Consider the following 25,327-nt stretch of genomic DNA (forward strand, 5'->3'; position numbering starts at 1 on the left):
ATAAGCCCCTTTGTACTTTTCGACCGCCCAAAACAAAACCCCTGTTTGCGTTAGCAAACAGGGGTTCTGGAATTTAATCTTGACGATGACCTACTCTCACATGGGGAAACCCCACACTACCATCGGCGATGCATCGTTTCACTGCTGAGTTCGGGATGGGATCAGGTGGTTCCAATGCTCTATGGTCGTCAAGAAATTCGGGTACTGAGTCGTGACCAGATGGCCTCGCTTCAGCAAATTGGGTATGTGATAGCTTTCGGTGTTTTGTGAGATTCGAACTTTCGGTTCTATCGTCTTCACACACCGCAATCTGGTCTCTTTCGCTTTTCAGCTCGGAGCATGCAAATTGCTTGGGTGTTATATGGTCAAGCCTCACGGGCAATTAGTATTGGTTAGCTCAACGCCTCACAGCGCTTACACACCCAACCTATCAACGTCGTAGTCTTCGACGGCCCTTCAGGGGACTCAAGGTCCCAGTGAGATCTCATCTTGAGGCTAGTTTCCCGCTTAGATGCTTTCAGCGGTTATCTATTCCGAACATAGCTACCCGGCAATGCCACTGGCGTGACAACCGGAACACCAGAGGTTCGTCCACTCCGGTCCTCTCGTACTAGGAGCAGCCCCTCTCAAATCTCAAACGTCCACGGCAGATAGGGACCGAACTGTCTCACGACGTTCTAAACCCAGCTCGCGTACCACTTTAAATGGCGAACAGCCATACCCTTGGGACCGGCTTCAGCCCCAGGATGTGATGAGCCGACATCGAGGTGCCAAACACCGCCGTCGATATGAACTCTTGGGCGGTATCAGCCTGTTATCCCCGGAGTACCTTTTATCCGTTGAGCGATGGCCCTTCCATACAGAACCACCGGATCACTAAGACCTACTTTCGTACCTGCTCGACGTGTCTGTCTCGCAGTCAAGCGCGCTTTTGCCTTTATACTCTACGACCGATTTCCGACCGGTCTGAGCGCACCTTCGTACTCCTCCGTTACTCTTTAGGAGGAGACCGCCCCAGTCAAACTACCCACCATACACTGTCCTCGATCCGGATAACGGACCTGAGTTAGAACCTCAAAGTTGCCAGGGTGGTATTTCAAGGTTGGCTCCACGCGAACTGGCGTCCACGCTTCAAAGCCTCCCACCTATCCTACACAAGCAAATTCAAAGTCCAGTGCAAAGCTATAGTAAAGGTTCACGGGGTCTTTCCGTCTAGCCGCGGATACACTGCATCTTCACAGCGATTTCAATTTCACTGAGTCTCGGGTGGAGACAGCGCCGCCATCGTTACGCCATTCGTGCAGGTCGGAACTTACCCGACAAGGAATTTCGCTACCTTAGGACCGTTATAGTTACGGCCGCCGTTTACCGGGGCTTCGATCAAGAGCTTCGCGTTAGCTAACCCCATCAATTAACCTTCCGGCACCGGGCAGGCGTCACACCCTATACGTCCACTTTCGTGTTTGCAGAGTGCTGTGTTTTTAATAAACAGTCGCAGCGGCCTGGTATCTTCGACCGGCATGAGCTTACGGAGCAAGTCCTTCACCCTCACCGGCGCACCTTCTCCCGAAGTTACGGTGCCATTTTGCCTAGTTCCTTCACCCGAGTTCTCTCAAGCGCCTTGGTATTCTCTACCCAACCACCTGTGTCGGTTTGGGGTACGGTTCCTGGTTACCTGAAGCTTAGAAGCTTTTCTTGGAAGCATGGCATCAACCACTTCGTCATCTAAAAGATGACTCGTCATCAGCTCTCGGCCTTAGAATCCCGGATTTACCTAAGATTCCAGCCTACCACCTTAAACTTGGACAACCAACGCCAAGCTGGCCTAGCCTTCTCCGTCCCTCCATCGCAATAACCAGAAGTACAGGAATATTAACCTGTTTTCCATCGACTACGCTTTTCAGCCTCGCCTTAGGGACCGACTAACCCTGCGTCGATTAACGTTGCGCAGGAAACCTTGGTCTTTCGGCGTGGGTGTTTTTCACACCCATTGTCGTTACTCATGTCAGCATTCGCACTTCTGATACCTCCAGCAAGCTTCTCAACTCACCTTCACAGGCTTACAGAACGCTCCTCTACCGCATCACTTACGTGATACCCGTAGCTTCGGTGTATGGTTTGAGCCCCGTTACATCTTCCGCGCAGGCCGACTCGACTAGTGAGCTATTACGCTTTCTTTAAAGGGTGGCTGCTTCTAAGCCAACCTCCTAGCTGTCTAAGCCTTCCCACATCGTTTCCCACTTAACCATAACTTTGGGACCTTAGCTGACGGTCTGGGTTGTTTCCCTTTTCACGACGGACGTTAGCACCCGCCGTGTGTCTCCCATGCTCGGCACTTGTAGGTATTCGGAGTTTGCATCGGTTTGGTAAGTCGGGATGACCCCCTAGCCGAAACAGTGCTCTACCCCCTACAGTGATACATGAGGCGCTACCTAAATAGCTTTCGAGGAGAACCAGCTATCTCCGAGCTTGATTAGCCTTTCACTCCGATCCACAGGTCATCCGCTAACTTTTCAACGGTAGTCGGTTCGGTCCTCCAGTTAGTGTTACCCAACCTTCAACCTGCCCATGGATAGATCGCCCGGTTTCGGGTCTATTCCCAGCGACTAGACGCCCTATTAAGACTCGCTTTCGCTACGCCTCCCCTATTCGGTTAAGCTCGCCACTGAAAATAAGTCGCTGACCCATTATACAAAAGGTACGCAGTCACCCAACAAAGTGGGCTCCCACTGCTTGTACGCATACGGTTTCAGGATCTATTTCACTCCCCTCTCCGGGGTTCTTTTCGCCTTTCCCTCACGGTACTAGTTCACTATCGGTCAGTCAGTAGTATTTAGCCTTGGAGGATGGTCCCCCCATATTCAGACAAAGTTTCTCGTGCTCCGTCCTACTCGATTTCATGACTAAGAGATTTTCGCGTACAGGGCTATCACCCACTATGGCCGCACTTTCCAGAGCGTTCCGCTAATCTCAAAGCCACTTAAGGGCTAGTCCCCGTTCGCTCGCCACTACTAAGGGAATCTCGGTTGATTTCTTTTCCTCAGGGTACTTAGATGTTTCAGTTCCCCTGGTTCGCTCCATACACCTATGTATTCAGTGTAAGGTAACCATCTTATGATGGCTGGGTTCCCCCATTCAGACATCTCCGGATCAAAGTCTGTTTGCCGACTCCCCGAAGCTTTTCGCAGGCTACCACGTCTTTCATCGCCTCTGACTGCCAAGGCATCCACCGTATGCGCTTCTTCACTTGACCATATAACCCCAAGCAATCTGGTTATACTGTGAAGACAACATTCGCCGAAAATTCGATAATACTCAATTACGAGTAACTCACAAATTTTACCTTAGCCTGATCCGTTACCAGTGAAAGTAACGTTCAGTCTATCTTTCTATCACATACCCAAATTTTTAAAGAACGATCTAATCAAAGACTAGAAATCAACATTCACCATCATAACGATGGAATGCTCATTTCTAAGCTTTCAAAACTTCAGAAGCAGTAGTGGTGGAGCCAAACGGGATCGAACCGTTGACCTCCTGCGTGCAAGGCAGGCGCTCTCCCAGCTGAGCTATGGCCCCGTATTTCTACAGGCGTTTCCCACACAAAATTGGTGGGTCTGGGCAGATTCGAACTGCCGACCTCACCCTTATCAGGGGTGCGCTCTAACCAACTGAGCTACAGACCCAATTTCGGGCTGCTTCTTATCGTCTTCTTCAATGAATCAAGCAATTCGTGTGGGAACTTATGGAGCAGCTGATGTCGTCGATTAAGGAGGTGATCCAGCCGCAGGTTCCCCTACGGCTACCTTGTTACGACTTCACCCCAGTCATGAATCACACCGTGGTAACCGTCCTCCCGAAGGTTAGACTAGCTACTTCTGGTGCAACCCACTCCCATGGTGTGACGGGCGGTGTGTACAAGGCCCGGGAACGTATTCACCGCGACATTCTGATTCGCGATTACTAGCGATTCCGACTTCACGCAGTCGAGTTGCAGACTGCGATCCGGACTACGATCGGTTTTGTGGGATTAGCTCCACCTCGCGGCTTGGCAACCCTCTGTACCGACCATTGTAGCACGTGTGTAGCCCAGGCCGTAAGGGCCATGATGACTTGACGTCATCCCCACCTTCCTCCGGTTTGTCACCGGCAGTCTCCTTAGAGTGCCCACCATTACGTGCTGGTAACTAAGGACAAGGGTTGCGCTCGTTACGGGACTTAACCCAACATCTCACGACACGAGCTGACGACAGCCATGCAGCACCTGTCTCAATGTTCCCGAAGGCACCAATCTATCTCTAGAAAGTTCATTGGATGTCAAGGCCTGGTAAGGTTCTTCGCGTTGCTTCGAATTAAACCACATGCTCCACCGCTTGTGCGGGCCCCCGTCAATTCATTTGAGTTTTAACCTTGCGGCCGTACTCCCCAGGCGGTCAACTTAATGCGTTAGCTGCGCCACTAAGAGCTCAAGGCTCCCAACGGCTAGTTGACATCGTTTACGGCGTGGACTACCAGGGTATCTAATCCTGTTTGCTCCCCACGCTTTCGCACCTCAGTGTCAGTATTAGTCCAGGTGGTCGCCTTCGCCACTGGTGTTCCTTCCTATATCTACGCATTTCACCGCTACACAGGAAATTCCACCACCCTCTACCATACTCTAGTCAGTCAGTTTTGAATGCAGTTCCCAGGTTGAGCCCGGGGATTTCACATCCAACTTAACAAACCACCTACGCGCGCTTTACGCCCAGTAATTCCGATTAACGCTTGCACCCTCTGTATTACCGCGGCTGCTGGCACAGAGTTAGCCGGTGCTTATTCTGTCGGTAACGTCAAAACACTAACGTATTAGGTTAATGCCCTTCCTCCCAACTTAAAGTGCTTTACAATCCGAAGACCTTCTTCACACACGCGGCATGGCTGGATCAGGCTTTCGCCCATTGTCCAATATTCCCCACTGCTGCCTCCCGTAGGAGTCTGGACCGTGTCTCAGTTCCAGTGTGACTGATCATCCTCTCAGACCAGTTACGGATCGTCGCCTTGGTGAGCCATTACCTCACCAACTAGCTAATCCGACCTAGGCTCATCTGATAGCGCAAGGCCCGAAGGTCCCCTGCTTTCTCCCGTAGGACGTATGCGGTATTAGCGTCCGTTTCCGAACGTTATCCCCCACTACCAGGCAGATTCCTAGGCATTACTCACCCGTCCGCCGCTCTCAAGAGAAGCAAGCTTCTCTCTACCGCTCGACTTGCATGTGTTAGGCCTGCCGCCAGCGTTCAATCTGAGCCATGATCAAACTCTTCAGTTCAAACATCTTTGGGTTTTTAAGAAACCCTAAACTTGGCTCAGCAATCGTTGGTTACATCTTTGATTTCTCGCGGAGTAACTTGTGATGCTGATAATCTTGTTGACTATCAGTCTGACTCCACAAGCACCCACACGAATTGCTTGATTCAGTTGTTAAAGAGCGGTTGGTTAAGATCTTTCGTCTCAACCGAGGCGCGCATTCTACAGCAGCCTCATTTGCTGTCAAGTGATTATTTTCAGAAGTTTTCGAAGAATTCTTCAACAACTTCAACCACTTGCGCTTCCGATCTCTCGTTAGCGGGAGGCGAATTCTACAGCGTTACACGCTGCTGTCAACACCTCTTTTTCTCCGCTTTCGACCGAGAGGATCGAAACGTTAATAGAGCCAAACAACACTGCCCTACCAACTCCTTCTGGGCTTCGATGAACTGAAGCAACTCGCTGTCGAACTCTGCATAACTCTTTGTTTACCAAGGAGTTTTCCGTTTCGACTGCGCCGGAAGTGGGGCGAATTATAGACTTCCAGAATTTGCCGTCAAGCGCTAATTACGCTTTTGTCGTAGAAAGTGGTTTTTTCGCAATAAGGCGGGGAATTCGACGCATCACTGGTGGAATCCGCAAGAGCAAAAGCAACGCGCCTATAGATGCATAGATAGCCCACTCCTTCAGGTCGGCCCGCACGATCCAAAGCATATGCAGCAAACCAAGCCCAAGAATCACATACACCAGACGATGCAGCTTCTTCCAACGGCTGCCGAGCCGACGCTGGCTATAACGATTTGACGTCACCGCCAGCACCAATAAACAGAGAAAACCCAGCGCGCCCACAATAATGTAAGGCCGCTTGCGCAGCTCTACACCAAATTGCGACCAATCAAGTCCAAGGATGAACACACAATAAGCCGCCAGGTGCAGAGCCACATACGCAAAACACCAGAGCCCCAACTGTCGGCGGACGGCTATCCACCCCGCCCACCCGCTGAGTTTCTGCAGTGGCGTCATGCACAGCGTGATCAGCAACAGAATCAACGTTCCAAGCCCCAGTCGATCCATCAACACTTTCCCGGGATCCGGCCCGAGCACAGAGCTCCACGCCTCATACAGCCAGAAAAATGGCCATATCGCCGGGGCTATAAAGACGCCAACGCGCCAGATCGGATAACGCATCAGTAGTTCTTCCGCAAATCGAGGCCTGTATAAAGAGAAGCGACCTCATCCGAGTAGCCATTGAACATCTGCGTCTCGCGCACATTCGGACTGAACAAGCCGCTCGGCAGACGACGCTCCCGCGCCTGGGTCCAGCGAGGATGATCGACTGTAGGATTCACGTTCGCGTAGAACCCATACTCATTGGCCGCAATACTCTGCCACGTGGTCTTAGGCTGCTCGCTCACCAGACTGATACGCACAATGGACTTCACACTCTTGAATCCATACTTCCACGGCACCACCAAACGCAATGGCGCACCGTTCTGGTTAGGCAACTCACGCCCATACATGCCAACCGCAAGGATCGCCAACGGATTCATCGCCTCATCCAGACGCAGCCCTTCTACATAAGGCCAGTCGATCAAGCCGAAGCTGGAGCGCTGCCCCGGCATGCTTTTGGGGTCCTGGAGCGTTTCAAAGCGTACGTACTTGGCCTTGGAGGTTGGCTCAACCTGTTTGAGCAAGGCTGATATTGGAAAGCCCATCCACGGAATCACCATCGACCACGCCTCGACACAGCGCAGCCGGTAAATGCGTTCTTCCAACTGATAAGGCTTCATGAAGTCTTCCAGCGCATAACGCCCAGGCTTCGCGACCTCCCCATCAATGACCACACTCCAGGGCTCAGTCTTGAGTGAACCCGCGTTCTTCGCTGGGTCGCCCTTATCCGTGCCGAACTCATAGAAGTTGTTGTAGTGGGTTGCATCCTTGAACGGAGTGATGGCTTCGCCCTTGACCGTGACAGCCTGCCACTGGGTACTTGGCAGTTTCTCGGCAAACCAGCTCGGAGCGTTACCCGGTTCGACATCAGCGTAACGCGCAGCATCGTCCGCACTCGCCCAACGCGGCAACGTACTCGCAGCGACACCGGCAAGCGCACCGCCGAGCAAGCTACGGCGAGAGAGATAGAAGGATTCAGGGGTGACATCCGATTCGTGGCAATCGGACGCTTTGGGGGTCTTGATTAACATGGCAACTCCGCAGCATTGGAGAACTGATGCACCAATAGACTGCGGAGTATGGGGAATATTACATTAAGGCAATGTTTTGTCCCGACGAAGATGCAGCAGGTACTGAATCGGCCCCGAAGCGGCATAGACCAAAAATGCCAGCAGTAATATGCGCGGCGGGTCACTGAACACGACGGCAAACACCAGTACCACCACCAGGATAGCCACGAAAGGCACGCGCCCCTTGAGGTCAAACTCCTTGAAGCTGTTGTACTTGATGTTACTGACCATCAACATCCCGGCCGCGGCAACCATCAAGGCCACCAGGAAAGACATCTTCGATCCCTGTATCCCGTAGTCACTGAACGCCCAGACGATACCCGCCACCACTCCCGCAGCAGCGGGGCTCGCGAGACCAATGAAGTAACGCTTGTCGGCGGTACCCACCTGGGTATTGAAGCGCGCCAGCCGCAAAGCTGCGCCCGCGACGTAGATAAAGGCAACCATCCAGCCGACCTTACCCATATCACCCAGCGCCCAAGCGAACGCCAGCAGTGCAGGCGCCACACCAAAGGCGACCATGTCCGACAACGAGTCGTACTCGGCACCGAAGGCGCTTTGGGTATTGGTCATGCGCGCGACACGACCATCAAGGCCGTCGAGCACCATGGCCACAAAGATTGCGATGGCAGCAAAACCGAAATACTTGCTGGCACTCGCCGCATCACCCGCCGCCAATGCGCTCTGAGCGCTCATGGAGTTGATGATGGAATAGAACCCGGCAAACAGGTTCGCGGTGGTGAACAGATTGGGCAGGAGATAGATGCCACGATGCCGGACCTTGCGGCCTTCCGCGTCATGCCCTTCTTCGACATGTTCATCGATCGGTAGCAGGCTATCGGCGCCAGAAGCCTGGCTTGGCTCGTCGGGACGTTCGCTCATGGACTTTACCTTGCAACGGTGTGAAAAAAATTCGACAAATACTTGCGGCGAGTGTTCGCCCGCAAACGATGCAGCTTTATACCAGAACCTGCCTCCCAAACGAAAAAACGCGGCCTAAGCCGCGTTTTCTCTTGATGCGTACGACTTAGTTTTTGGCTTTGTCGACGATCTTGTTGGCACCGATCCACGGCATCATGGAGCGCAGTTGCTCGCCGATGATTTCGATACCGTGAGCGGCGTTGTTACGACGCTTGGCGGTCATCGAAGGGTAGCCGGTTGCGCCTTCGCTGATGAACATTTTGGCGTATTCGCCGTCCTGAATACGTTTCAGGGCGTTGCGCATAGCCTGACGGGACTCGGCGTTGATGACTTCCGGGCCAGTCACGTACTCGCCGTATTCGGCGTTGTTGGAGATCGAGTAGTTCATGTTGGCGATACCGCCTTCGTACATGAGGTCAACGATCAGCTTCAGTTCGTGCAGGCATTCGAAGTAGGCCATTTCCGGCGCGTAGCCAGCTTCAACCAGGGTTTCGAAACCGGCTTTAACCAGTTCAACGGTACCGCCGCACAGAACAGCTTGCTCGCCGAACAGGTCGGTTTCGGTCTCGTCCTTGAAGGTGGTTTCGATGATGCCGGTACGACCGCCACCAACACCCGCTGCGTAGGACAGTGCAACGTTTTTGGCGTTGCCCGAAGCGTCCTGGTAGATCGCGATCAGGTCAGGAATACCGCCGCCTTTGACGAACTCGGAGCGCACGGTGTGGCCCGGTGCTTTCGGCGCGATCATGATCACGTCGAGGTCGGCACGCGGCACAACCTGGTTGTAGTGAATCGCGAAGCCGTGGGAGAAGGCCAGGGTTGCGCCCTTCTTGATGTTCGGCTCGATTTCGTTCTTGTACAGCGCGGACTGGAACTCGTCCGGGGTCAGGATCATGACCAGGTCGGCAGCAGCAACAGCGGAAGCAACGTCAGTTACTTTCAGGCCATGAGCTTCAGCCTTGGCAACAGTGGCCGAGCCTTTACGCAGGCCAACAGTCACGTCAACGCCGGAATCTTTCAGGTTGCACGCTTGAGCGTGGCCCTGGGAACCGTAGCCGATGATGGCGACTTTTTTGCCCTGGATGATCGACAGGTCACAATCTTTTTCGTAATAAACTTTCATGAGGTTCCTCTATATATCCAGGCCGTTAGGCCATTCACTAATTGGGTTAGATGCTGAGTACTTTGTCGCCACGAGCAATCCCGGTGACGCCACTGCGTACAGTTTCCAGAATCGAGGCCGTCCCGATCGACTGGATGAAGCTGTCCAGCTTGTCGCTTGTACCGGTCAGTTGCACGGTATAAACGCTGGCGCTCACATCGACGATCTGCCCGCGATAAATGTCGGTAGTCCGTTTGATTTCGGCACGCTGGGCACCCGTGGCCTTAACCTTCACCAACATCAGCTCACGCTCGATGTGGGCACTTTCCGACAGATCGACCAGCTTGACCACTTCGATCAGTTTGTTGAGGTTCTTGGTGATCTGCTCGATTACCTCATCGTGGCCCACGGTGGTCAACGTCAGGCGCGACAGGGTCGGGTCTTCGGTCGGGGCCACGGTCAGGCTTTCGATGTTGTAGTTGCGTTGCGAAAACAGGCCGACAACACGAGACAGAGCGCCGGGTTCGTTCTCCAGAAGCAGGGAGATAATGTGCCGCATGATTAAGTACGCTCCGTCTTGTTCAGCCACATATCGCGCATAGAGCCGTCTTTGATCTGCATCGGGTAGACGTGCTCGCTGGTGTCAACCTGAATATCAAGGAACACCAGGCGGTCCTTCATGGCGAACGCCTCTTCCATCATCGGTTTCAAATCCTTCAAATCAGTGATGCGCATGCCGACGTGGCCATAGGCTTCAACCAATTTGACGAAATCTGGCAGCGATTCCATGTAGGAGTGGGAGTGACGGCTACCGTAGCTCATGTCCTGCCACTGACGAACCATGCCCAGCACGCCGTTGTTCAGGCAGACGATCTTCACCGGGAGGCCGTACTGCAAGCACGTCGACAGTTCCTGGATGTTCATCTGGATGCTGCCCTCACCGGTGACGCACGCGACGTCGGTGTCGGGGAAGCTCAGCTTTACACCCATGGCCGCAGGAAAACCAAAGCCCATCGTGCCCAGGCCACCGGAGTTGATCCAGCGGTTAGGCTTGTCGAACTTGTAGTACTGCGCGGCGAACATCTGGTGCTGGCCCACGTCGGAGGTCACAAAGGCGTCGCCCTTGGTCACTTCGCAGAGGGTTTCGATCACGGTTTGCGGCTTGATGATGCTGCCGTCGCCCTTGTCGTAAGGGAACAGGCCGCGATCACCGCGCCATTCGTCAATCTGCTTCCACCAGCTGGCAACGGATTCCTTGTTCGGCGTTTCGCCGATGTCCTTGAGGGCGGCAACCATTTCAGTCAACACGCTTTCCACTGGGCCCACGATTGGCACGTCGGCCTTGATCGTCTTGGAGATGGACGCCGGGTCGATGTCGATGTGGATGATCTTGGCATTCGGGCAGAATTTGCTCGCGCCATTGATCACTCGGTCATCAAAACGCGCGCCTACAGCCAGGATCACATCGGCATGGTGCATCGCGAGGTTGGCGGTGTAGCTACCGTGCATACCGAGCATGCCGACGAACTGGCGGTCCGTGCCCGGAAATGCGCCGAGGCCCATCAAGGTGTTGGTCACCGGCAGATTGAGCAGTTTGGCCAGTTCGGTCAAAGGCGCCGAACCGCCACCCAGAATCACGCCACCACCCGAGTACAGCACAGGACGCTTGGCCGCCAGGAGCATTTCTGCCGCCTTGCGAATTTGCCCCGAGTGCCCACGAACGGCCGGGCTGTAGGAACGCAGCTTGGCTTTCTTCGGGAAGACGTATTCAAATTTCTCAGCCGGGTTGGTCATGTCTTTCGGGATATCGACCACTACAGGGCCCGGGCGACCGGACTGTGCAAGGTAGAACGCCTTTTTCATGACTTCCGGGATTTCCGAGGCATGCTTGATCATGAAGCTGTGTTTCACGATCGGCCGAGAGATACCGATCATGTCGGTTTCCTGGAATGCATCGGTACCGACCATGGTGCTTGCGACCTGGCCGGAAATGATCACCATCGGGATGGAGTCCATATAAGCAGTCGCGATGCCGGTAATGGCATTGGTTGCGCCTGGGCCGGACGTTACCAGTACCACGCCGGCTTTACCGGTGGCACGGGCGTAACCGTCAGCCATATGGGTCGCAGCCTGTTCGTGGCGCACCAGGATGTGGGTAACAGCCGGTTCCTTGAACAGTGCGTCGTAGACATGCAGCAGAGCACCACCTGGGTACCCGTAGATATAGTCGACGCCTTCGTCACGCAAAAAGCGGACGAGCATCTCACCACCAGATAAAAGCTCCACGTTGTTCACCTCTAAAACGCCAGAATACCGTCCGTTAAAAACCGACGGGTCTTAATAGGTTTACTTCTCAACAGAGCATGAGCGACGGTGGTCGCCGACTACGTCAGCACTGACTGAGCAAGTATTGGGATCGTCCCAAGTGTTGCGGGCTTTTCCCACCCAGCGCGAGGTAACGCGTTGCGGGTGTTACAGGTCGGCGCGGGTGTGCGCCTCATGATCTGCTGAGCGGGCCTGCTTCTGGCAGTCCCGATACAGCGGACTTTGGATTCTTCTGTTTCAGCCCCTTCAAGTCAAGCAATAATTGCGCTTTTTTCCAACTAAGCGCATGAGAACGTAGAAGAAAGGGGTTTGAGGAGGGATAAAACTCGCCTGAATGTCGTCAAGCGGTAGAAATGTGCGCAAGACTGCCGGAAAAACCGGCAGTCAGGCAATTAACGAGCGTCGACGATCAGTTGGTCGAACTTTTTCAGCGCATTTCGTAAACCCAGGCTCTCGACCGGCCGATCGGCATAGACCATCTCGGCCATTTCCATGATCCCTGACGCATTGGGCAAGGGCAGGTCCTGCTGCAGAATCTGCTTCATGCGCACCAGGAAAATCCACTGCAGCCACTGGTGAAAGTCCAGGGTATCAACCGAGAAAGGCTCGACGCTGCTGAGCGCCTCGGCGCTGGGGGACACTTCGTCCCACCAACCCTGCACGCGCAACTCGCGCTCAATCAGCAATAACTGTTCAGCAATCGCTGGAAAACGTGCATCCATCAGAGGCTGACCTTGGCTTTTTGCCGAGCTTGAGCGGCCCCGGCAGCATCGCCTTGTGCGGCACGCGCGTCACCAATCAAGGCCCACAGGTTGGCTTGCAGGTCTGGACGACCATTGGCCATGGTCAGGCCGCGACGTGCGAACTGTTCGGCCTGCGGCGCATCACCCTGAGCCATACGCACTTGGGCGAGGCGATACAACACTTGCGGCTCGCGAGGTGCCACACGCTGGGCACGCTCAAGGCTCGACGACGCACCGTTCAAGTCGCCGCCGGCCTGCTGCTGCTGGGCAGTGGTCAGCAAAGCCAACACCGGACCATCCAGCTGCTCGTCAGCCGACAGACCGCCAGCGCTCGAACGCGACGGAATACCGCTCGGCGTGGACGGCATGTTGTAGTTGCCCTGGTTGACCGGCGCCGTTTGGATCGGCGTGGCGTCGATTGGCCCCGACGTGCTTGGCCCCGGGGTCCAAGGCTCCGCACTGATCGGTGCCGACGTAGCGGCACCCGCGCCCGGCACCATCACCACCACGCCCGAATCCTGCGGTATGGCTTGCGGTGTGGCTTGGGCAGGACGCTTGACTACGGTCTGACGGAAGCCGCCAGTGGCCGAAATGCGGTCGCTGTTGGAAACGGTCGTGCTCGAATCCACCACTGGAATCGAACCACGCTGCACGCTGGAGCAACCGCTGAGCACCGCCAGAGCTGTAATAGCTGGAATCAACCACTTGTTCACTTGAAACCCTCTTTAGCTTAATTCATCCAGCCCTTGACCCAATCCATCACCGATTCCGCGTCAGCAGGGGCACTGCCACCGCACGCGGCGCCGGGTGGTGGCTCGCTGCCGCGAATATACGGCATCTGTACCGCGCCCGGACAGTTGGCATCAGAACCTTGGCCGGTGTGTGGATCAATCCAAGCCTGCACGATGTTATCCGGCTGCGGCATGTTCAGCGGCAGCGGGTCGGCCTTGCGCATGAAACTGGTCCAGACCTGCAGGGCACCGGTCGCGCCGGTGAACGGCGTCTTGCCATTGTCGTCACGCCCAAGCCACACCACCGCCAGCACGTCCTGGCCGAAGCCGGCGAACCAGCTGTCACGCGAATCGTTACTGGTACCGGTCTTGCCCGCCAGCGTCAGGTTCGAGGGCAGCACGCTGTAGACCGAGCGCCCGGTGCCTTCACGCATTACGCGCTGCATGGCGTTCTGGATCAGGTAGATGGAACCCGCATCAAAACGCTGCTGAATCTGGAACGGGTAGCGCTTGAGCGGCTCGCCCTCGGCGGTCAGCACACTGCGAATGCCGCGCATCGGAGTATTGAAACCACCGTTGGCGAGAGTCTGGTACATCGTGGCCACTTCCATCGGGGTCATGGCGCCAGCCCCCAGGAGCATGGACGGGAACGCCGGGAACTCACGGGTAATGCCCAGGCGCCCCAAGGTTTTCAGCACATTCGGTACACCCACTTCAAGCCCGAGGCGCGAGGTGGAAATGTTGTAGGAATGCGCCAGGCCCTGGTACAGGAACACGGTGCCGTGGGAGCGTCGATCGAAGTTCTGCGGCGTCCACACTTGGCCATCAGCACCTTTGACCGAGAGCGGATCATCCGACAACCAACTGGTCAGGGTGTATTTGCTCGGTTTTTCCAAAGCCGTCAGGTAGACCGCCGGCTTAACCAGCGAGCCAATCGGCCGCACGGCATCCAGTGCGCGGTTGAAACCGGCAAAACTGGCTTGTCGACTGCCGATCATGGCCTGGACTTCGCCGGTTTCCGGGTTGGTCACGACCATCGCCGCCTCGACTTCATCCGAGCCTTTACGGCCGGTCAGGCGCTTGAATGTGTCGTTCACCGACGCTTCGGCCTTCATCTGCAGAATCGGGTCGAAACTGGTGAAGATCCGCAGGCCTTCTTCGGTCAAGTCTTCGTCGCGGTAATCTTCACGCAACTGGCGTTTGACCAGGTCGATAAAGCCTGGGAAGGAGCTGTCCGCGAGCTTGCCGCGAGTGGTTACACCCAGTGGCATTTTCTTCGCGGCAGCGACTTGTTCGGCAGTGGCAACACCCTGCTGCTCCAGCACATCCAACACCAGGTTACGACGCTCGAGCGCACGCTCCGGGTTGCGGCGCGGGTTGTAATAGGACGGCCCTTTGACCATCCCCACCAACAACGCGACTTGATGCAACTTCAGCTCGGACAAAGGCTGGCCAAAGAAGAACTGACTGGCCAAGCCAAAACCGTGCACGGCGCGCTGGCCATCCTGACCGACGAAGACCTCGTTGAGGTACGCCTCAAGGATTTCCTGCTTGCTGTAATGCAGTTCCAGCAGCATTGCCATCATGGCTTCGGTGAGCTTACGGGTCAGGCTGCGCTCGTTGGTCAGGTAGAAGTTCTTGACCAATTGTTGCGTCAGCGTACTGCCACCCTGAGTCATCTTCCCGCCGGAGGTGTTGACCCAGATGGCGCGAGCAATCGACTTCGGTGACACACCCCAGTGGCTATAAAAGTCGCGATCTTCTACTGCAACCAAGGTTTCCAGCAGGTATGGCGGCACTTGGTCAAGCTTGATCAGGATGCGATCTTCAAGGTTCTTCGGGTAAATCCCGCCGATCATCAAGGGTTCCAGACGCACCACGGGCAACTTCGAGCCATTGAGCGACGACAGCTCTGCAACGTAATCGCCAGAGAAGCGCACGCGCACCGGCTGGGCTTTTTCCAGGCCTTCATAGAACTGGAAGCCGCGAGTGTTCAAATCGACGGTGTTGCCACTGACGGCGGCGGCACCCGGGCCGTTGCTCACGGGTTCGCGGCGGTAACCCAGGGCATCGAGTTCAGTGAGGAAGTCATCCTTGCTCAGCTTCTGGCCGGTGAACAGTTCCAGCGGGCGGGCGTACACCTTGGCCGGGATGGTCCAGCGCTTGCCGGAGAACTTCTCCTGGACCACGGCGTCGAGGTAAACCGCGAAGCCGGCGAGCACGACAAGGCCCACCAGGCTTAGCTTGAGCGCCCAGCCCAGCCACGGGCGCAGGCCGCGGGAAGGAGGTTTTTTACGGGAACGGGGAGATCGGGTTCGAGTCATGGCGGCGGATTATACGCACTTTATCGATGATCAACATGAGCCGGACAGCGGTTTGCACGACCGGCTGTAACCGCCATAATGCCGGCCATGATTTCCCCCAGACTTTGAAGGATCGCCTGTGAGCCAGTCCCTGATCGCTGCACTGCAAAACCCGGCTTTGTATCCGCATCCGGTTGAAGCGTTTCAAGTCATCGAGACCCATATTTCCTGGGTCATACTGACGGGCCCCTTCGCTTATAAACTGAAGAAACCGATGAATTTCGGCTTTCTGAATTTCACTGAGCTGGCCGATCGTGGTCATTTTTGCAACGAAGAGTTGCGACTCAACCAGCGCCTGACCAAAGACTTGTATCTCGAAGTGTTGCCGATCACCGGCACTGCCGAAGCCCCGCAACTCAACGGCGAAGGCCCGGTAATCGAGTACGCGCTGAAAATGCGCCAGTTCCCGCAAAGCCAAATGCTGAGTACCTTGCAAGCCAACGGCGAACTGACCAGCGCGCACATTGATGAGATGGCCAAGCAGATTGCGCATTTCCACCTGACCGCACCGAAAGTGCCGCAAGAACACCCAGCCGGCACCCCGGACGAAGTGATGGCGCCGATACGCCAGAACTTCGAGCAGATTCGCCCATTTCTCAGCGACAAGGCTGACCTGGCTCAACTGGAAGCCCTGCAAGCCTGGTCTGAAAGCAGCTTCGAACGCCTCAAGCCGCTGCTGGCACAGCGCAAGCTGGAGGGTTTCACTCGCGAATGCCACGGTGATATTCACCTGGGCAACGCCACGCTGATCGATGGCGAGGTCGTGATCTTTGACTGCATCGAGTTCAACGAACCCTTTCGCTTCACCGACGTCTACGCCGACACCGGCTTCCTGGCCATGGACCTGGAAGACCGCGGCCTCAAATCCCTGGCACGCCGGTTTATCAGCCAATACCTGGAGTTGACCGGCGACTACCAAGGCCTTGAACTGCTGAACTTCTATAAAGCCTACCGTGCGTTGGTCCGCGCCAAGGTGGCGCTGTTCAGCATGCCGAGCGAGGCAAGCCCGGTGCAGCGCGCCACCACCCTGCGCCAGTACCGCAACTACGCCAACCTGGCGGAAAGCTACAGCACCATTCCTTCGCGTTTCCTCGCCATTACCCACGGCGTATCGGCAGTCGGCAAAAGCCACGTTGCCATGCGCCTGGTGGAAGCACTCGGCGCTGTGCGCCTGCGCTCGGATGTGGAGCGCAAGCGCCTGTTCGGCGAGCAGAAGGTAGAGAACACGCCGCAAGCCGGTATCTATGCTGCCGATGCCAGCGCAGCGACCTACGCTCGCTTGAACGAAATCGCCGACACCCTGTTGCGTGCCGGGTATCCGGTGGTACTGGATGCCACCTTCCTGAAACGCGAGCAACGCGACGCCGCAGCGAAGATTGCTGAGGCCACCGGCGCGCCCTTCCTGATCCTGGATTGCAATGCGCCGCAAGCTGTTATCGCCAGCTGGCTGGCACAGCGTCAGGCCGATAAAAACGATCCTTCCGACGCAACGCTGAGCATCATCGAAGAGCAGCAAGCCAGTCGCGACCCACTGACGGCCGAGGAGCAGCTCCTCAGCAAGCGTGTCGAGACGAATGAAAGCGGAACGCTGGACGCGTTAGTCGCGCACATTCGTCAGCACCTGCCCGGTCTGTAAGAAATATTTCTTGGTCGTGTCACCGATCTTGGGTGCACGACCCAGCAATAGTGGCACTATAATGGCGCCATAATTCCAACGGGAGTCGCCGTCATGAGTCAGCCCAAGCTTCTTGATACCCCGCTCTACGCGCTCCTGCACAAGGACGACATTCGAGGCTTCAATCAGGAACGCCCAATAGACGGGATTATCGACATGCGCGGTGGCGACTTCCGAGGGCTGGACCTGCGCGATTTGAATGCCATAGGCGTGGACTTCACCGACGCGTACTTCCGCTCTGCCGACCTGCGCGGGCTGGATTTGCGCGATTGCTCACTGGAAGGCGCCAGCCTGGCCCATGCGCAGATCTCCGGCACCTACTTCCCTGCCGAATTGACGGCTGACGAGATCTTGATGTCGGTTAATTTCGGCACTCGTCTGCGTTACCGCACCAAGTAACATCACACTCTGAGCCCCGGGTACGTATCGTGCGTACCGGGTGCCTCCTGCCTGCTTATCGTCAAAATTCCTGTGCCACTCTTATAGCTTTTCAGCCGCGCCTGACCAAAGAATCACGCTTTTCCTACTGAGCGCTACACTCCCTTTCAGGCCTGCCTGGTCACGATACCCACCGCACCATTCGGCCGTCGCAAGGAGGCTTGATGAACGATGAGCTGCAACACTTGAAAAATCTGGGAAAGACGTCAGCGCAGTGGCTGCACGCGGTGGGCATCCACAGCGCGTCCGACTTGCGCCGGCTGGGAGCGGTCGATGCCTATCGGGCCGTAAGGACTCGCGGGTTCCGAGCGTCGAAAGTCCTGCTGTATGCGATTGAAGGGGCGCTGATGGATGTGCACTGGAACGATATCCCGGCGGAGCGCAAGGAAGCTCTGAACCGTCAATTGGATGCGATTTCAGCGCGCCAGAAGAATTAGGTGAGTTAGCAAACCCAATATTTACAGGCGGTTCTAACGCTCGTTTGAGAAAAACGAAAGGACGTTCAAAAACAAATGTTGACTCTCAAATGAGAATCGTTATGATTATCACAACTGGTCGCGAGATCAGCCGATAACTGAAAGACCATTGGTTCGGACTCTCAGATTATCTCCTCATCAGGCTAATCACGGTTATTTGACCCGGCTCTTGCCGGGTCTTTTTTTGCCTACGAAAAACTGATTTCAGCGCGCAATAATCAGTGGATGCCCGCGCTCGGGGTGTGGCTGCACCAATACGTCCAGGCCAAACACCGCCTTGAGTGGCCCAGGCCGCATCACCTGTGCCGGCGTGTCCAGGGCATGTGGACGCCCGCCTTCCAGCAGCAGAATGCGATCACAGTAACGCGCCGCCAGATTCAGGTCATGGAGGATCACCAACACTGCCGCTCCCCGGTCGGCAAATGTACGTATTGCCTGCAAGGTCGTGTGTTGGTGCAAGGGATCGAGCATCGATGTCGGCTCATCCAACAGCAACGTCTGCCCCGCTTCCCCCGGCCACAATTGCGCCAGAACCCGCGCCAGGTGCACACGTTGGCGCTCACCGCCCGAAAGGGCCAGGTAACTGCGACCGCTCAAGTGCCCGATATCCGCCGCCTGCAGCGCCGCATTAATAATCTCGTCATCACGCACCCGCCCGGTCTGATAGGGCAAGCGGCCCATGCCTACAACCTCCTCGACACGAAAAGCGAAGTCCAGGGTGGAAGTCTGCGGTAACACTGCCAGACGCTGGGCGCGCTGCGGTCCGCTCCAGTCCTGCAAGGCTTGCTGATCCAGCCACACATTGCCCTGATCCGGCTGAAGCTCTCCGCACAGCGCACCGAGCAACGTGCTTTTGCCAGCACCATTCGGGCCCAGCACACCGAGCACCTCGCCCGGTAACACGTCCAGGGTGACGTCGGACAGCACGGTTTTGCGACCACGCCTCACCTGCAACGCTTCGACTCGCAGCATCAGGCGCGCCCTCGCAGCAACAAATACAGAAAAAATGGCGCACCAATAAACGCAGTCACGATGCCGATCGGCAATTCAGCCGGCGCCAGGGCCAAGCGGGCCACCAGATCGGCAAACAGCAACAAGCTCGCCCCGGCCAGCACCGAGGCCGGCAACAGCACCCGATGATCAGGCCCCGCCAACATCCGCACAAGATGCGGCACTACCAGCCCGACAAACCCGATCATTCCCGCCGCCGCTACCGCCGCGCCCACCCCCAAAGCCGTACAGAACACCAGTTCACGCTTGAGACGCTCCACATCAATCCCAAGGTGATTGGCCTCCGACTCACCCAGTAACAACGCATTCAACGCTTTCGCCCGGCGCGGCAACCACAACGCAACACCGGCACTTACCAGCAACAGCGGCCACAACCGCGAATAGCTTGCGCCATTGAGGCTGCCCAGGTTCCAGAAGGTCAGAGTGCGCAACGTGGCGTCATCCGCCAAATAGGTAAACAACCCCACCGCCGAGCTGGCGAGGGCTGTGAGGGCGATACCGGCGAGCAACATCGTCGCGACGTTGGTCTGGCCGTTGCGGCGGCCCAGCCGGTAAACCAGTGCAGTGACGCCCAAACCGCCGAGAAACGCGCACAACGACAGCAGGTAAGGACCGAACGCATCCGGCAGGCCGCCAAAAAACGAGCCGCCGACGATAGCGATCGCCGCGCCCAACGCCGCACCACTGGAAACACCGACCAACCCCGGATCGGCCAACGGGTTGCGAAACAGCCCCTGCATCGCCACGCCCGACAATGCCAGGACACCGCCAACGGCCAGCCCCAATAAGGTACGCGGCAAACGAATCTGCCCTAAAATCAGCTCTGCCTGCTCCAGGCCCTGGGCTTCAATCGGTGCGCCCATCATGCGCAAGGCGGCCTTCAGTGTATCCAGCAAAGGCAAGTTGACAGGCCCCAAGGCCAAGGAAAGCCAGGTTGCCAAAAGACATAACAGCGCCAGCCCAATAAATAGCGTTTTCGGTTTAACCAAAGTCGTCATGGGGCAGGTTTAGCCTGGGACGAATAAAACCCGGCAGACAGTTTCACCAGACTTTGCGGCAGGCGTGGCCCGAGCCCACCGACCAGCAGGGTCGGGTCCAACTCAAACACCCGACTATTCTTGGCCGCCGGCGTCGAAGCCAAAATCGGGTTCTCCTTGAACAAGGCGGCCCTCGCGGCGTCACCGGTTAAGGCGCGGTCAGCAAACACCAGCACATCTGGGCTCAACCCCGCCAACGACTCCACCGAAAATGGCTTGTAACCCGTATGGGTCGCCAAGTTTTTGCCGCCCGCCAGCTGCAACATCCAGTCGGCAGCCGTGTCTTTACCGGCGATCAGCGGTTTGCCACCCGCGTGACCGAGCAACAACAACACGCCCGGTGTCTTTTGGGTGGATTGGGCCTTGGCAACCCAGGCTTTTTGCTGCTCAAGAGCCTGCTCATACCCGGCAAACAATTCGTTGGCCTTGGCCTCACTGCCCAACAACTTGCCCAGATGCTGAAGATTCCCCTTCAACGTCGGTAAATCGGGCTGCGCCGAAAACATCTCCACCTGCACACCAGCCCCCCGAATCTGCGCCAGCACCGGTGGTGGGCCCATTTCTTCAGTGCCGACCAGAACCTGCGGGCGCAGGCTCAAAATACCTTCAGCCGACAACTGCCGTTGGTAGCCAATACTGGGCAACTTCTTGAGAGCATCAGGATGCTGACTGGTGGTATCGACGCCCACCAACTTCGACTCACCACCCAGGGCCGCCACCCATTCCGATAGCGCCCCACCGGCACTGACCCAGCGTTGTGGCAGTTCAGAGGCTTGCGCCCCGTGATTGACCAGAAGTGAGGCAACGAGCGCAATAGCGCTGGTACTCAGGCGCATATCAGGGTTTCCTTCCAAGGGCAGGGCCACTCAAGCACTCACCGATGTGACAGATTAAACCCGTCTGGCATCGTACTGAGCGCCCAATCAGCTAACGGGCGAAGCCGGCATTTGATAATTGTTTGCATTTGAACGTCAAGGCACTTAAGGATTGAAATGAAGTTTCTCTGCTCCTCCGACAGGCTCGCACCCAACAGCAGCCTCGGTTTCGAGATCGACGGCTGCAAGCTGTTGGCCGTGCGCCGGGACGGCGTTGCCTACTTCTATATCAACCGTTGCCCACATCGCGGCATCCCGCTGGAATGGCAGCCTGACCACTTCCTCGACGCCAGCGCCAGCCTGATCCAGTGCGCGACCCATGGCGCGCTGTTCCTGATCGAAAACGGCGAATGCATCGCCGGGCCGTGTGCAGGCCAAAGCCTCAAAGCCCTGCACGGCCGCGAAGACGCAAAGGGCCTGTGGGTTGAACTCTAGTCGCCGATCAGCACTTCCAAGCGGCGGTCGACGTAAATTTCCTCAGGCGTGACCTGTACACCATAAGCCATCACTTCCACACCGGCCGCCTTGGCCTCACGCAACGCGGCAGCGTAACCAGCGTCGATTTCCACGGCCGGGCGCACGGCCTCGATACCCGACAGGTTGACGCAATACAGCTGCACCGCCCGCACGCCGTCGCGGGCCAGGTGTGCCAGCTCGCGCAGATGCTTGGCGCCACGTTGTGTCACCGCATCGGGGAAGGCCGCCACCGCCGAGCCATCGAAACCCAGGGTTACACTTTTAACTTCCACGTACGCCGCGCCCAGCGGGTATTCCAGGCGAAAGTCGATGCGGCTTTTTTCCTGGCCGTAAGGCACTTCACGTTTCAGCGCGGTAAAGCCATTGAGCTCAGTAATAACCCCGGCGCGCAGTGCCTCCTCAACCAACTGATTCGCGCGTGCCGTATTGACGCACGCAAGTCGGCCCTGCGGCGTTTCGGCAATTTCCCAGGTGCCTGGCAACTTGCGCTTGGGGTCGTCGGAACGACTGAACCAGACCTGGCCGCCCTCCACCATGCAATTGAGCATCGAGCCTGTGTTCGGGCAGTGAATAGTCAACAACTCGCCGGTAACGGTTTCGATATCCGTGAGAAAGCGCTTGTAGCGGCGAATCAGCCGCCCTTCTTCGAGGGGAGGATGAAAGCGCATCAGCCTTGCCAACTCCGCAGTCCACGGGCGATCCGGTCCACCGCCTCTTGTAGTCGATCGAGGTTTTGCGTGTAGGCGAAACGCACATGGTGACTGGCTTGATAGCGGCCGAAGTCCAGCCCCGGCGTAAAAGCCACATGTTCAGTTTCGAGGAAATGGCGGCAAAACGCGAAGGCATCGCCGCCGAACGCGCTGATATCGGCATACAAGTAGAACGCCCCTTCCGGCTCCACGGCGATGCCGAACCCCAGCTCGCGCAAGGCGGGTAACAGGAAGTCACGACGGCGACCAAATTCGGCGCGGCGCTCTTCCAGAATGCTCAGGGTTTGCGGGGCAAAACAGGCCAAAGCCGCGTACTGGGCCATGCTCGGCGCGCTGATGTAGAGGTTTTGCGCCAGCTTCTCCAATTCACTCACCGCATCCGACGGCGCTACCAGCCAGCCCAGGCGCCAGCCGGTCATGCCGAAATACTTCGAAAAACTATTCAGGACGAAGGCCTCGTCGTCGACTTCCAGCACACTGGCGGCGTCAGTGCCGTAAGTGAGGCCGTGATAAATCTCGTCCACCACCAGATGCCCATTGCGCGCCTTGATTGCACTCGACAACCCGGCCAATTCGTCGCGGGTGAGGACGGTGCCGGTGGGGTTTGCAGGGGACGCGACCAATGCGCCAACGCTGTCCTGGTCCCAATGCCTGGCAACCAGATCGGCGGTCAATTGGTAGCGCACTTCCGGGCCTACCGGCACCAGTTGCGCCGCACCTTCCACCAGCCGCAAAAAGTGCCGGTTGCACGGGTAACCCGGGTCCGCCAGCAGCCAGTGCTTGCCTGGGTCAACCAGCAAGCTGCTGGCCAACAATAAGGCGCCGGAGCCACCGGGGGTGATCAGAATGCGCTCGGGATCGACGCTCAGCCCATAGCGTTGCTGGTAAAAACCGCTGATGGCCTCGCGCAACTCCGGCACCCCACGTGCCGCGGTGTAGCGAGTCTTGCCGCTGGCCAGCGCAGCCTGGCCGGCCTGGATGATAGGTTCGGCCGTGGTGAAATCCGGCTCGCCGATTTCCAGGTGGATGACATCATGACCGGCTGCCTGCAGCTCATTGGCTCGCGCCAGCAACGCCATGACATGAAAAGGTTCGATGGCGCGACTGCGCGCACTGTAGGGCTGAGCCATTAGCCTTCCTTAGACGGTGAGGACAAAGTTTGGATTCTACCGAACCCGCGACGTAAAACATGTTCTATTGCCTGCTCGGCCACTTGTGCGGCCCGGGCAAGCGCGCGCAAAACGACTAAAATCAATATTCAGGCCCATGCATACCCAGCCATGGCGGGCTGCAGCAGTTTGCAACCCCCTGGCGATGGGCCACGACAACCGGGAGTGGCGCACCCCGAATCTATCTGGTAAGTTCGCCCGCTTGCAGCCGCAGGGCCGGCAGGTGTCGGTGACGTTGCAATCCTGCGCAATGGATTAGAAGAGTGAGAGGCGGTCTATTCATGTCCACCCAAGCAAAGCAACAGCAGACTCAAGGCCTCAATGGCTTCGAACCTTACGTCGAAAAGAAAGGTGAGGAGTACATGGGCGAGCCCATGCGCGAGCACTTCACCAAAATCCTCAACAAGTGGAAACAGGACTTGATGCAGGAGGTTGACCGCACCGTTGACCATATGAAGGACGAAGCAGCCAACTTTCCTGACCCGGCCGACCGTGCCAGCCAGGAAGAAGAGTTCGCCCTCGAACTGCGCGCCCGTGATCGCGAGCGCAAGCTGATCAAGAAAATCGACAAGACGCTGCAACTGATCAAGGACGAAGAATACGGCTGGTGTGAATCCTGCGGCGTCGAGATTGGTATTCGTCGTCTGGAAGCCCGCCCAACTGCGGACCTGTGCGTAGACTGCAAGACCTTGGCTGAAATCAAGGAAAAACAGGTCGGCAAGTAACCCTGCCGGGCTGAACGAATGGGGCGTGCGAACGCCCCATTTTTGTTTCTGGGATTTACCGTTTTTCCAGTAGTATCCGGCCCATGACAGCCTCTACCTATATCGGGCGTTTCGCCCCCACGCCCAGCGGCCATTTGCATTTCGGCTCGCTGGTTGCCGCCCTCGCCTCCTACCTCGATGCCCGCGCCAATCACGGCCGCTGGCTGATGCGCATGGAAGACCTCGACCCACCCCGTGAAGAGCCCGGCGCCCAGGCAGCGATTCTCCATGCCCTGGAAAGCTATGGCTTCGAGTGGGAGGGTGAACTGGTCCGACAAAGCGAGCGGCATGAGTCTTATGCCAAAGTCCTGAACGATCTGTTCAACCACGGCCTGGCCTACGCCTGCACCTGCTCGCGCAAACAGCTGGAGCCCTACAACGGGATCTACCCGGGGCTATGCCGAAATGCCGGGCATGATCAGCAAGATGCGGCTATCCGCTTACGTGTCCCTGAGCTGGAATACCACTTTACCGACCGCGTACAGGGCGAATTCCGACAGCACTTGGGGCGTGATGTAGGCGATTTCGTCATCCGTCGCCGCGACGGCCTGTATGCCTACCAGTTGGCCGTGGTACTCGACGACGCCTGGCAAGGTGTTACCGACATCGTGCGCGGTGCCGACCTGCTGGATTCCACACCGCGCCAGCTTTACCTGCAAGAACTCTTGGGGCTGCGCCAACCGCGCTACCTGCACGTGCCGCTGATCATCCAGCCGGACGGTCACAAGCTGGGCAAATCCTACCGCTCCCCACCTTTGACACCCGACCAGGCCACGCCTTTGCTAGTGAGGGCCCTGCGCGCGCTCGGCCAACAACCCGGCAGCGAACTTCTCCACGCCAGCCCACGGGAGCTGCTGGATTGGGGCATTGCGCACTGGGATGCCACAATGATCCCGCGCACACTCACACTGGCCGAAGCGCAATTGAGCTGAAGGCGCTTGCAGCTTCCCAGCCATCCGTTACCATCGCCGCAGTTTTTTACTCAGA

The 25,327-nt window shown here is 57.0% G+C and carries 20 protein-coding genes, 2 tRNA genes and 3 rRNA genes; 6 read left to right on the forward strand and 19 right to left on the reverse strand.

Features of this window, described 5'->3' with window-relative positions; genetic code table 11:
- Nucleotides 1–77: 77 nt before the first annotated feature.
- From rrf to mrcB, 14 genes are all read right to left on the reverse strand, one after another.
- Nucleotides 78–193 (reverse strand): 5S ribosomal RNA (gene rrf / locus ACDZ94_RS03425).
- A 168-nt stretch (nucleotides 194–361) separates the two neighbouring features.
- Nucleotides 362–3,253, reverse strand: a 23S ribosomal RNA gene (locus tag ACDZ94_RS03430).
- 250 nt (nucleotides 3,254–3,503) lie between these two features.
- Nucleotides 3,504–3,579 (reverse strand) — tRNA-Ala (locus ACDZ94_RS03435).
- Nucleotides 3,580–3,609: 30 nt separating this feature from the next.
- Nucleotides 3,610–3,686: transfer RNA gene (locus ACDZ94_RS03440), tRNA-Ile, on the reverse strand.
- An 82-nt stretch (nucleotides 3,687–3,768) separates the two neighbouring features.
- Nucleotides 3,769–5,305: ribosomal RNA gene (locus ACDZ94_RS03445) — 16S ribosomal RNA — on the reverse strand.
- The 16S, 23S and 5S rRNA genes sit together here with 2 tRNA genes alongside, the layout of an rRNA operon.
- 545 nt (nucleotides 5,306–5,850) lie before the next feature.
- The gene (gene msrQ / locus ACDZ94_RS03450) at nucleotides 5,851–6,471 is read right to left on the reverse strand and encodes a protein-methionine-sulfoxide reductase heme-binding subunit MsrQ (protein WP_432751077.1); all 621 of its coding nucleotides are present in this window, start codon (nucleotides 6,469–6,471) and stop codon (nucleotides 5,851–5,853) included.
- Complete coding sequence (gene msrP / locus ACDZ94_RS03455; RefSeq protein ID WP_432751078.1) at nucleotides 6,471–7,484, reverse strand: protein-methionine-sulfoxide reductase catalytic subunit MsrP; 1,014 nt, start codon at nucleotides 7,482–7,484, stop codon at nucleotides 6,471–6,473. The genes msrQ and msrP overlap by 1 nt, the downstream gene beginning before the upstream one ends.
- A 63-nt stretch (nucleotides 7,485–7,547) precedes the next feature.
- Nucleotides 7,548–8,405 carry a CDP-diacylglycerol--serine O-phosphatidyltransferase gene (gene pssA, locus ACDZ94_RS03460; RefSeq protein ID WP_064454149.1) on the reverse strand — a complete coding sequence of 286 codons (858 nt, stop codon included), beginning with the start codon at nucleotides 8,403–8,405 and terminating at the stop codon, nucleotides 7,548–7,550.
- 145 nt (nucleotides 8,406–8,550) lie between these two features.
- Nucleotides 8,551–9,567 (reverse strand): ketol-acid reductoisomerase, encoded by a 1,017-nt coding sequence (gene ilvC, locus ACDZ94_RS03465; RefSeq protein WP_007948647.1) that lies wholly within the window; start codon nucleotides 9,565–9,567, stop codon nucleotides 8,551–8,553.
- 46 nt (nucleotides 9,568–9,613) lie between these two features.
- Nucleotides 9,614–10,105 carry an acetolactate synthase small subunit gene (gene ilvN / locus ACDZ94_RS03470; RefSeq protein ID WP_003176102.1) on the reverse strand — a complete coding sequence of 164 codons (492 nt, stop codon included), beginning with the start codon at nucleotides 10,103–10,105 and terminating at the stop codon, nucleotides 9,614–9,616.
- A 2-nt stretch (nucleotides 10,106–10,107) separates the two neighbouring features.
- On the reverse strand, nucleotides 10,108–11,832 hold the full coding sequence (locus ACDZ94_RS03475) for an acetolactate synthase 3 large subunit (RefSeq protein WP_053258279.1): 1,725 nt from the start codon (nucleotides 11,830–11,832) through the stop codon (nucleotides 10,108–10,110).
- Between the two features lie 431 nt (nucleotides 11,833–12,263).
- Complete coding sequence (locus ACDZ94_RS03480; protein WP_064454151.1) at nucleotides 12,264–12,593, reverse strand: YqcC family protein; 330 nt, start codon at nucleotides 12,591–12,593, stop codon at nucleotides 12,264–12,266.
- A complete protein-coding gene (locus ACDZ94_RS03485) occupies nucleotides 12,593–13,327 on the reverse strand; it encodes a hypothetical protein (protein WP_221295651.1) in 735 nt (244 codons plus the stop codon). Before ACDZ94_RS03485 ends, ACDZ94_RS03480 begins: the two co-directional genes overlap by 1 nt.
- A 17-nt stretch (nucleotides 13,328–13,344) precedes the next feature.
- The gene (gene mrcB, locus ACDZ94_RS03490; RefSeq protein WP_064454153.1) at nucleotides 13,345–15,669 is read right to left on the reverse strand and encodes a penicillin-binding protein 1B; all 2,325 of its coding nucleotides are present in this window, start codon (nucleotides 15,667–15,669) and stop codon (nucleotides 13,345–13,347) included.
- A 118-nt stretch (nucleotides 15,670–15,787) separates the two neighbouring features.
- Between mrcB and ACDZ94_RS03495 the strand changes: the two genes are divergently transcribed.
- From ACDZ94_RS03495 to ACDZ94_RS03505, 3 genes are all read left to right on the forward strand, one after another.
- Nucleotides 15,788–17,344 carry an AAA family ATPase gene (locus ACDZ94_RS03495; protein WP_221295652.1) on the forward strand — a complete coding sequence of 519 codons (1,557 nt, stop codon included), beginning with the start codon at nucleotides 15,788–15,790 and terminating at the stop codon, nucleotides 17,342–17,344.
- A gap of 93 nt (nucleotides 17,345–17,437) precedes the next feature.
- Nucleotides 17,438–17,782 (forward strand): pentapeptide repeat-containing protein, encoded by a 345-nt coding sequence (locus tag ACDZ94_RS03500; protein WP_262666277.1) that lies wholly within the window; start codon nucleotides 17,438–17,440, stop codon nucleotides 17,780–17,782.
- Between the two features lie 203 nt (nucleotides 17,783–17,985).
- Entirely contained in the window at nucleotides 17,986–18,258 is a 273-nt protein-coding gene (locus ACDZ94_RS03505) for a TfoX/Sxy family protein (protein WP_010562703.1), read from the forward strand.
- A gap of 243 nt (nucleotides 18,259–18,501) precedes the next feature.
- Here ACDZ94_RS03505 and ACDZ94_RS03510 read toward each other — a convergent pair whose 3' ends face one another.
- From ACDZ94_RS03510 to ACDZ94_RS03520, 3 genes are read right to left on the reverse strand one after another with little or no spacing between them, the layout of a single operon-like run.
- Nucleotides 18,502–19,245: a heme ABC transporter ATP-binding protein gene (locus ACDZ94_RS03510; protein WP_410524806.1), complete on the reverse strand. Its 744-nt coding sequence runs from the start codon at nucleotides 19,243–19,245 to the stop codon at nucleotides 18,502–18,504.
- A 23-nt stretch (nucleotides 19,246–19,268) separates the two neighbouring features.
- Nucleotides 19,269–20,306, reverse strand: a complete 1,038-nt coding sequence (locus ACDZ94_RS03515) for a FecCD family ABC transporter permease (RefSeq protein WP_262666278.1) — start codon at nucleotides 20,304–20,306, stop codon at nucleotides 19,269–19,271.
- A complete protein-coding gene (locus tag ACDZ94_RS03520; RefSeq protein ID WP_432751079.1) occupies nucleotides 20,303–21,181 on the reverse strand; it encodes a heme/hemin ABC transporter substrate-binding protein in 879 nt (292 codons plus the stop codon). The genes ACDZ94_RS03515 and ACDZ94_RS03520 overlap by 4 nt, the downstream gene beginning before the upstream one ends.
- A gap of 156 nt (nucleotides 21,182–21,337) precedes the next feature.
- Here ACDZ94_RS03520 and ACDZ94_RS03525 point away from each other — a divergent pair, with 156 nt between their 5' ends.
- Nucleotides 21,338–21,655 (forward strand): Rieske (2Fe-2S) protein, encoded by a 318-nt coding sequence (locus ACDZ94_RS03525; protein WP_064454159.1) that lies wholly within the window; start codon nucleotides 21,338–21,340, stop codon nucleotides 21,653–21,655.
- Here ACDZ94_RS03525 and sfsA read toward each other — a convergent pair.
- Both sfsA and ACDZ94_RS03535 read right to left on the reverse strand, forming a co-directional pair.
- Entirely contained in the window at nucleotides 21,652–22,365 is a 714-nt protein-coding gene (gene sfsA / locus ACDZ94_RS03530) for a DNA/RNA nuclease SfsA (RefSeq protein ID WP_432751080.1), read from the reverse strand. The genes ACDZ94_RS03525 and sfsA overlap by 4 nt on opposite strands.
- Nucleotides 22,365–23,537, reverse strand: coding sequence for a pyridoxal phosphate-dependent aminotransferase (locus tag ACDZ94_RS03535; protein ID WP_432751081.1), 1,173 nt, complete (start codon nucleotides 23,535–23,537; stop codon nucleotides 22,365–22,367). The genes sfsA and ACDZ94_RS03535 overlap by 1 nt, the downstream gene beginning before the upstream one ends.
- A 320-nt stretch (nucleotides 23,538–23,857) precedes the next feature.
- Between ACDZ94_RS03535 and dksA the strand changes: the two genes are divergently transcribed.
- Both dksA and gluQRS read left to right on the forward strand, forming a co-directional pair.
- On the forward strand, nucleotides 23,858–24,301 hold the full coding sequence (gene dksA, locus ACDZ94_RS03540; RefSeq protein ID WP_025857127.1) for an RNA polymerase-binding protein DksA: 444 nt from the start codon (nucleotides 23,858–23,860) through the stop codon (nucleotides 24,299–24,301).
- Nucleotides 24,302–24,384: 83 nt separating this feature from the next.
- On the forward strand, nucleotides 24,385–25,272 hold the full coding sequence (gene gluQRS / locus ACDZ94_RS03545) for a tRNA glutamyl-Q(34) synthetase GluQRS (protein WP_262666280.1): 888 nt from the start codon (nucleotides 24,385–24,387) through the stop codon (nucleotides 25,270–25,272).
- Nucleotides 25,273–25,327: the final 55 nt, after the last annotated feature.

The sequence above is a fragment of the Pseudomonas sp. UBT genome (genome assembly GCF_050915955.1).
In the GTDB taxonomy this organism is placed as follows: Bacteria; Pseudomonadota; Gammaproteobacteria; order Pseudomonadales; family Pseudomonadaceae; genus Aquipseudomonas; species Aquipseudomonas antarctica_A.

Excerpts from the sequence above, each read along its gene's own strand:
- msrQ (WP_432751077.1), bottom strand. The coding sequence starts at position 6,471 with ATGCGTTATCCGATCTGGCGCGTTGGCGTCTTTATAGCCCCGGCGATA.
- msrP (WP_432751078.1), bottom strand. The coding sequence starts at position 7,484 with ATGTTAATCAAGACCCCCAAAGCGTCCGATTGCCACGAATCGGATGTC.
- pssA (WP_064454149.1), bottom strand. The coding sequence starts at position 8,405 with ATGAGCGAACGTCCCGACGAGCCAAGCCAGGCTTCTGGCGCCGATAGC.
- ilvC (WP_007948647.1), bottom strand. The coding sequence starts at position 9,567 with ATGAAAGTTTATTACGAAAAAGATTGTGACCTGTCGATCATCCAGGGC.
- ilvN (WP_003176102.1), bottom strand. The coding sequence starts at position 10,105 with ATGCGGCACATTATCTCCCTGCTTCTGGAGAACGAACCCGGCGCTCTG.
- ACDZ94_RS03480 (WP_064454151.1), bottom strand. The coding sequence starts at position 12,593 with ATGGATGCACGTTTTCCAGCGATTGCTGAACAGTTATTGCTGATTGAG.
- mrcB (WP_064454153.1), bottom strand. The coding sequence starts at position 15,669 with ATGACTCGAACCCGATCTCCCCGTTCCCGTAAAAAACCTCCTTCCCGC.
- ACDZ94_RS03500 (WP_262666277.1), top strand. The coding sequence starts at position 17,438 with ATGAGTCAGCCCAAGCTTCTTGATACCCCGCTCTACGCGCTCCTGCAC.
- ACDZ94_RS03505 (WP_010562703.1), top strand. The coding sequence starts at position 17,986 with ATGAACGATGAGCTGCAACACTTGAAAAATCTGGGAAAGACGTCAGCG.
- ACDZ94_RS03515 (WP_262666278.1), bottom strand. The coding sequence starts at position 20,306 with ATGACGACTTTGGTTAAACCGAAAACGCTATTTATTGGGCTGGCGCTG.
- ACDZ94_RS03520 (WP_432751079.1), bottom strand. The coding sequence starts at position 21,181 with ATGCGCCTGAGTACCAGCGCTATTGCGCTCGTTGCCTCACTTCTGGTC.
- ACDZ94_RS03525 (WP_064454159.1), top strand. The coding sequence starts at position 21,338 with ATGAAGTTTCTCTGCTCCTCCGACAGGCTCGCACCCAACAGCAGCCTC.
- sfsA (WP_432751080.1), bottom strand. The coding sequence starts at position 22,365 with ATGCGCTTTCATCCTCCCCTCGAAGAAGGGCGGCTGATTCGCCGCTAC.
- ACDZ94_RS03535 (WP_432751081.1), bottom strand. The coding sequence starts at position 23,537 with ATGGCTCAGCCCTACAGTGCGCGCAGTCGCGCCATCGAACCTTTTCAT.
- dksA (WP_025857127.1), top strand. The coding sequence starts at position 23,858 with ATGTCCACCCAAGCAAAGCAACAGCAGACTCAAGGCCTCAATGGCTTC.
- gluQRS (WP_262666280.1), top strand. The coding sequence starts at position 24,385 with ATGACAGCCTCTACCTATATCGGGCGTTTCGCCCCCACGCCCAGCGGC.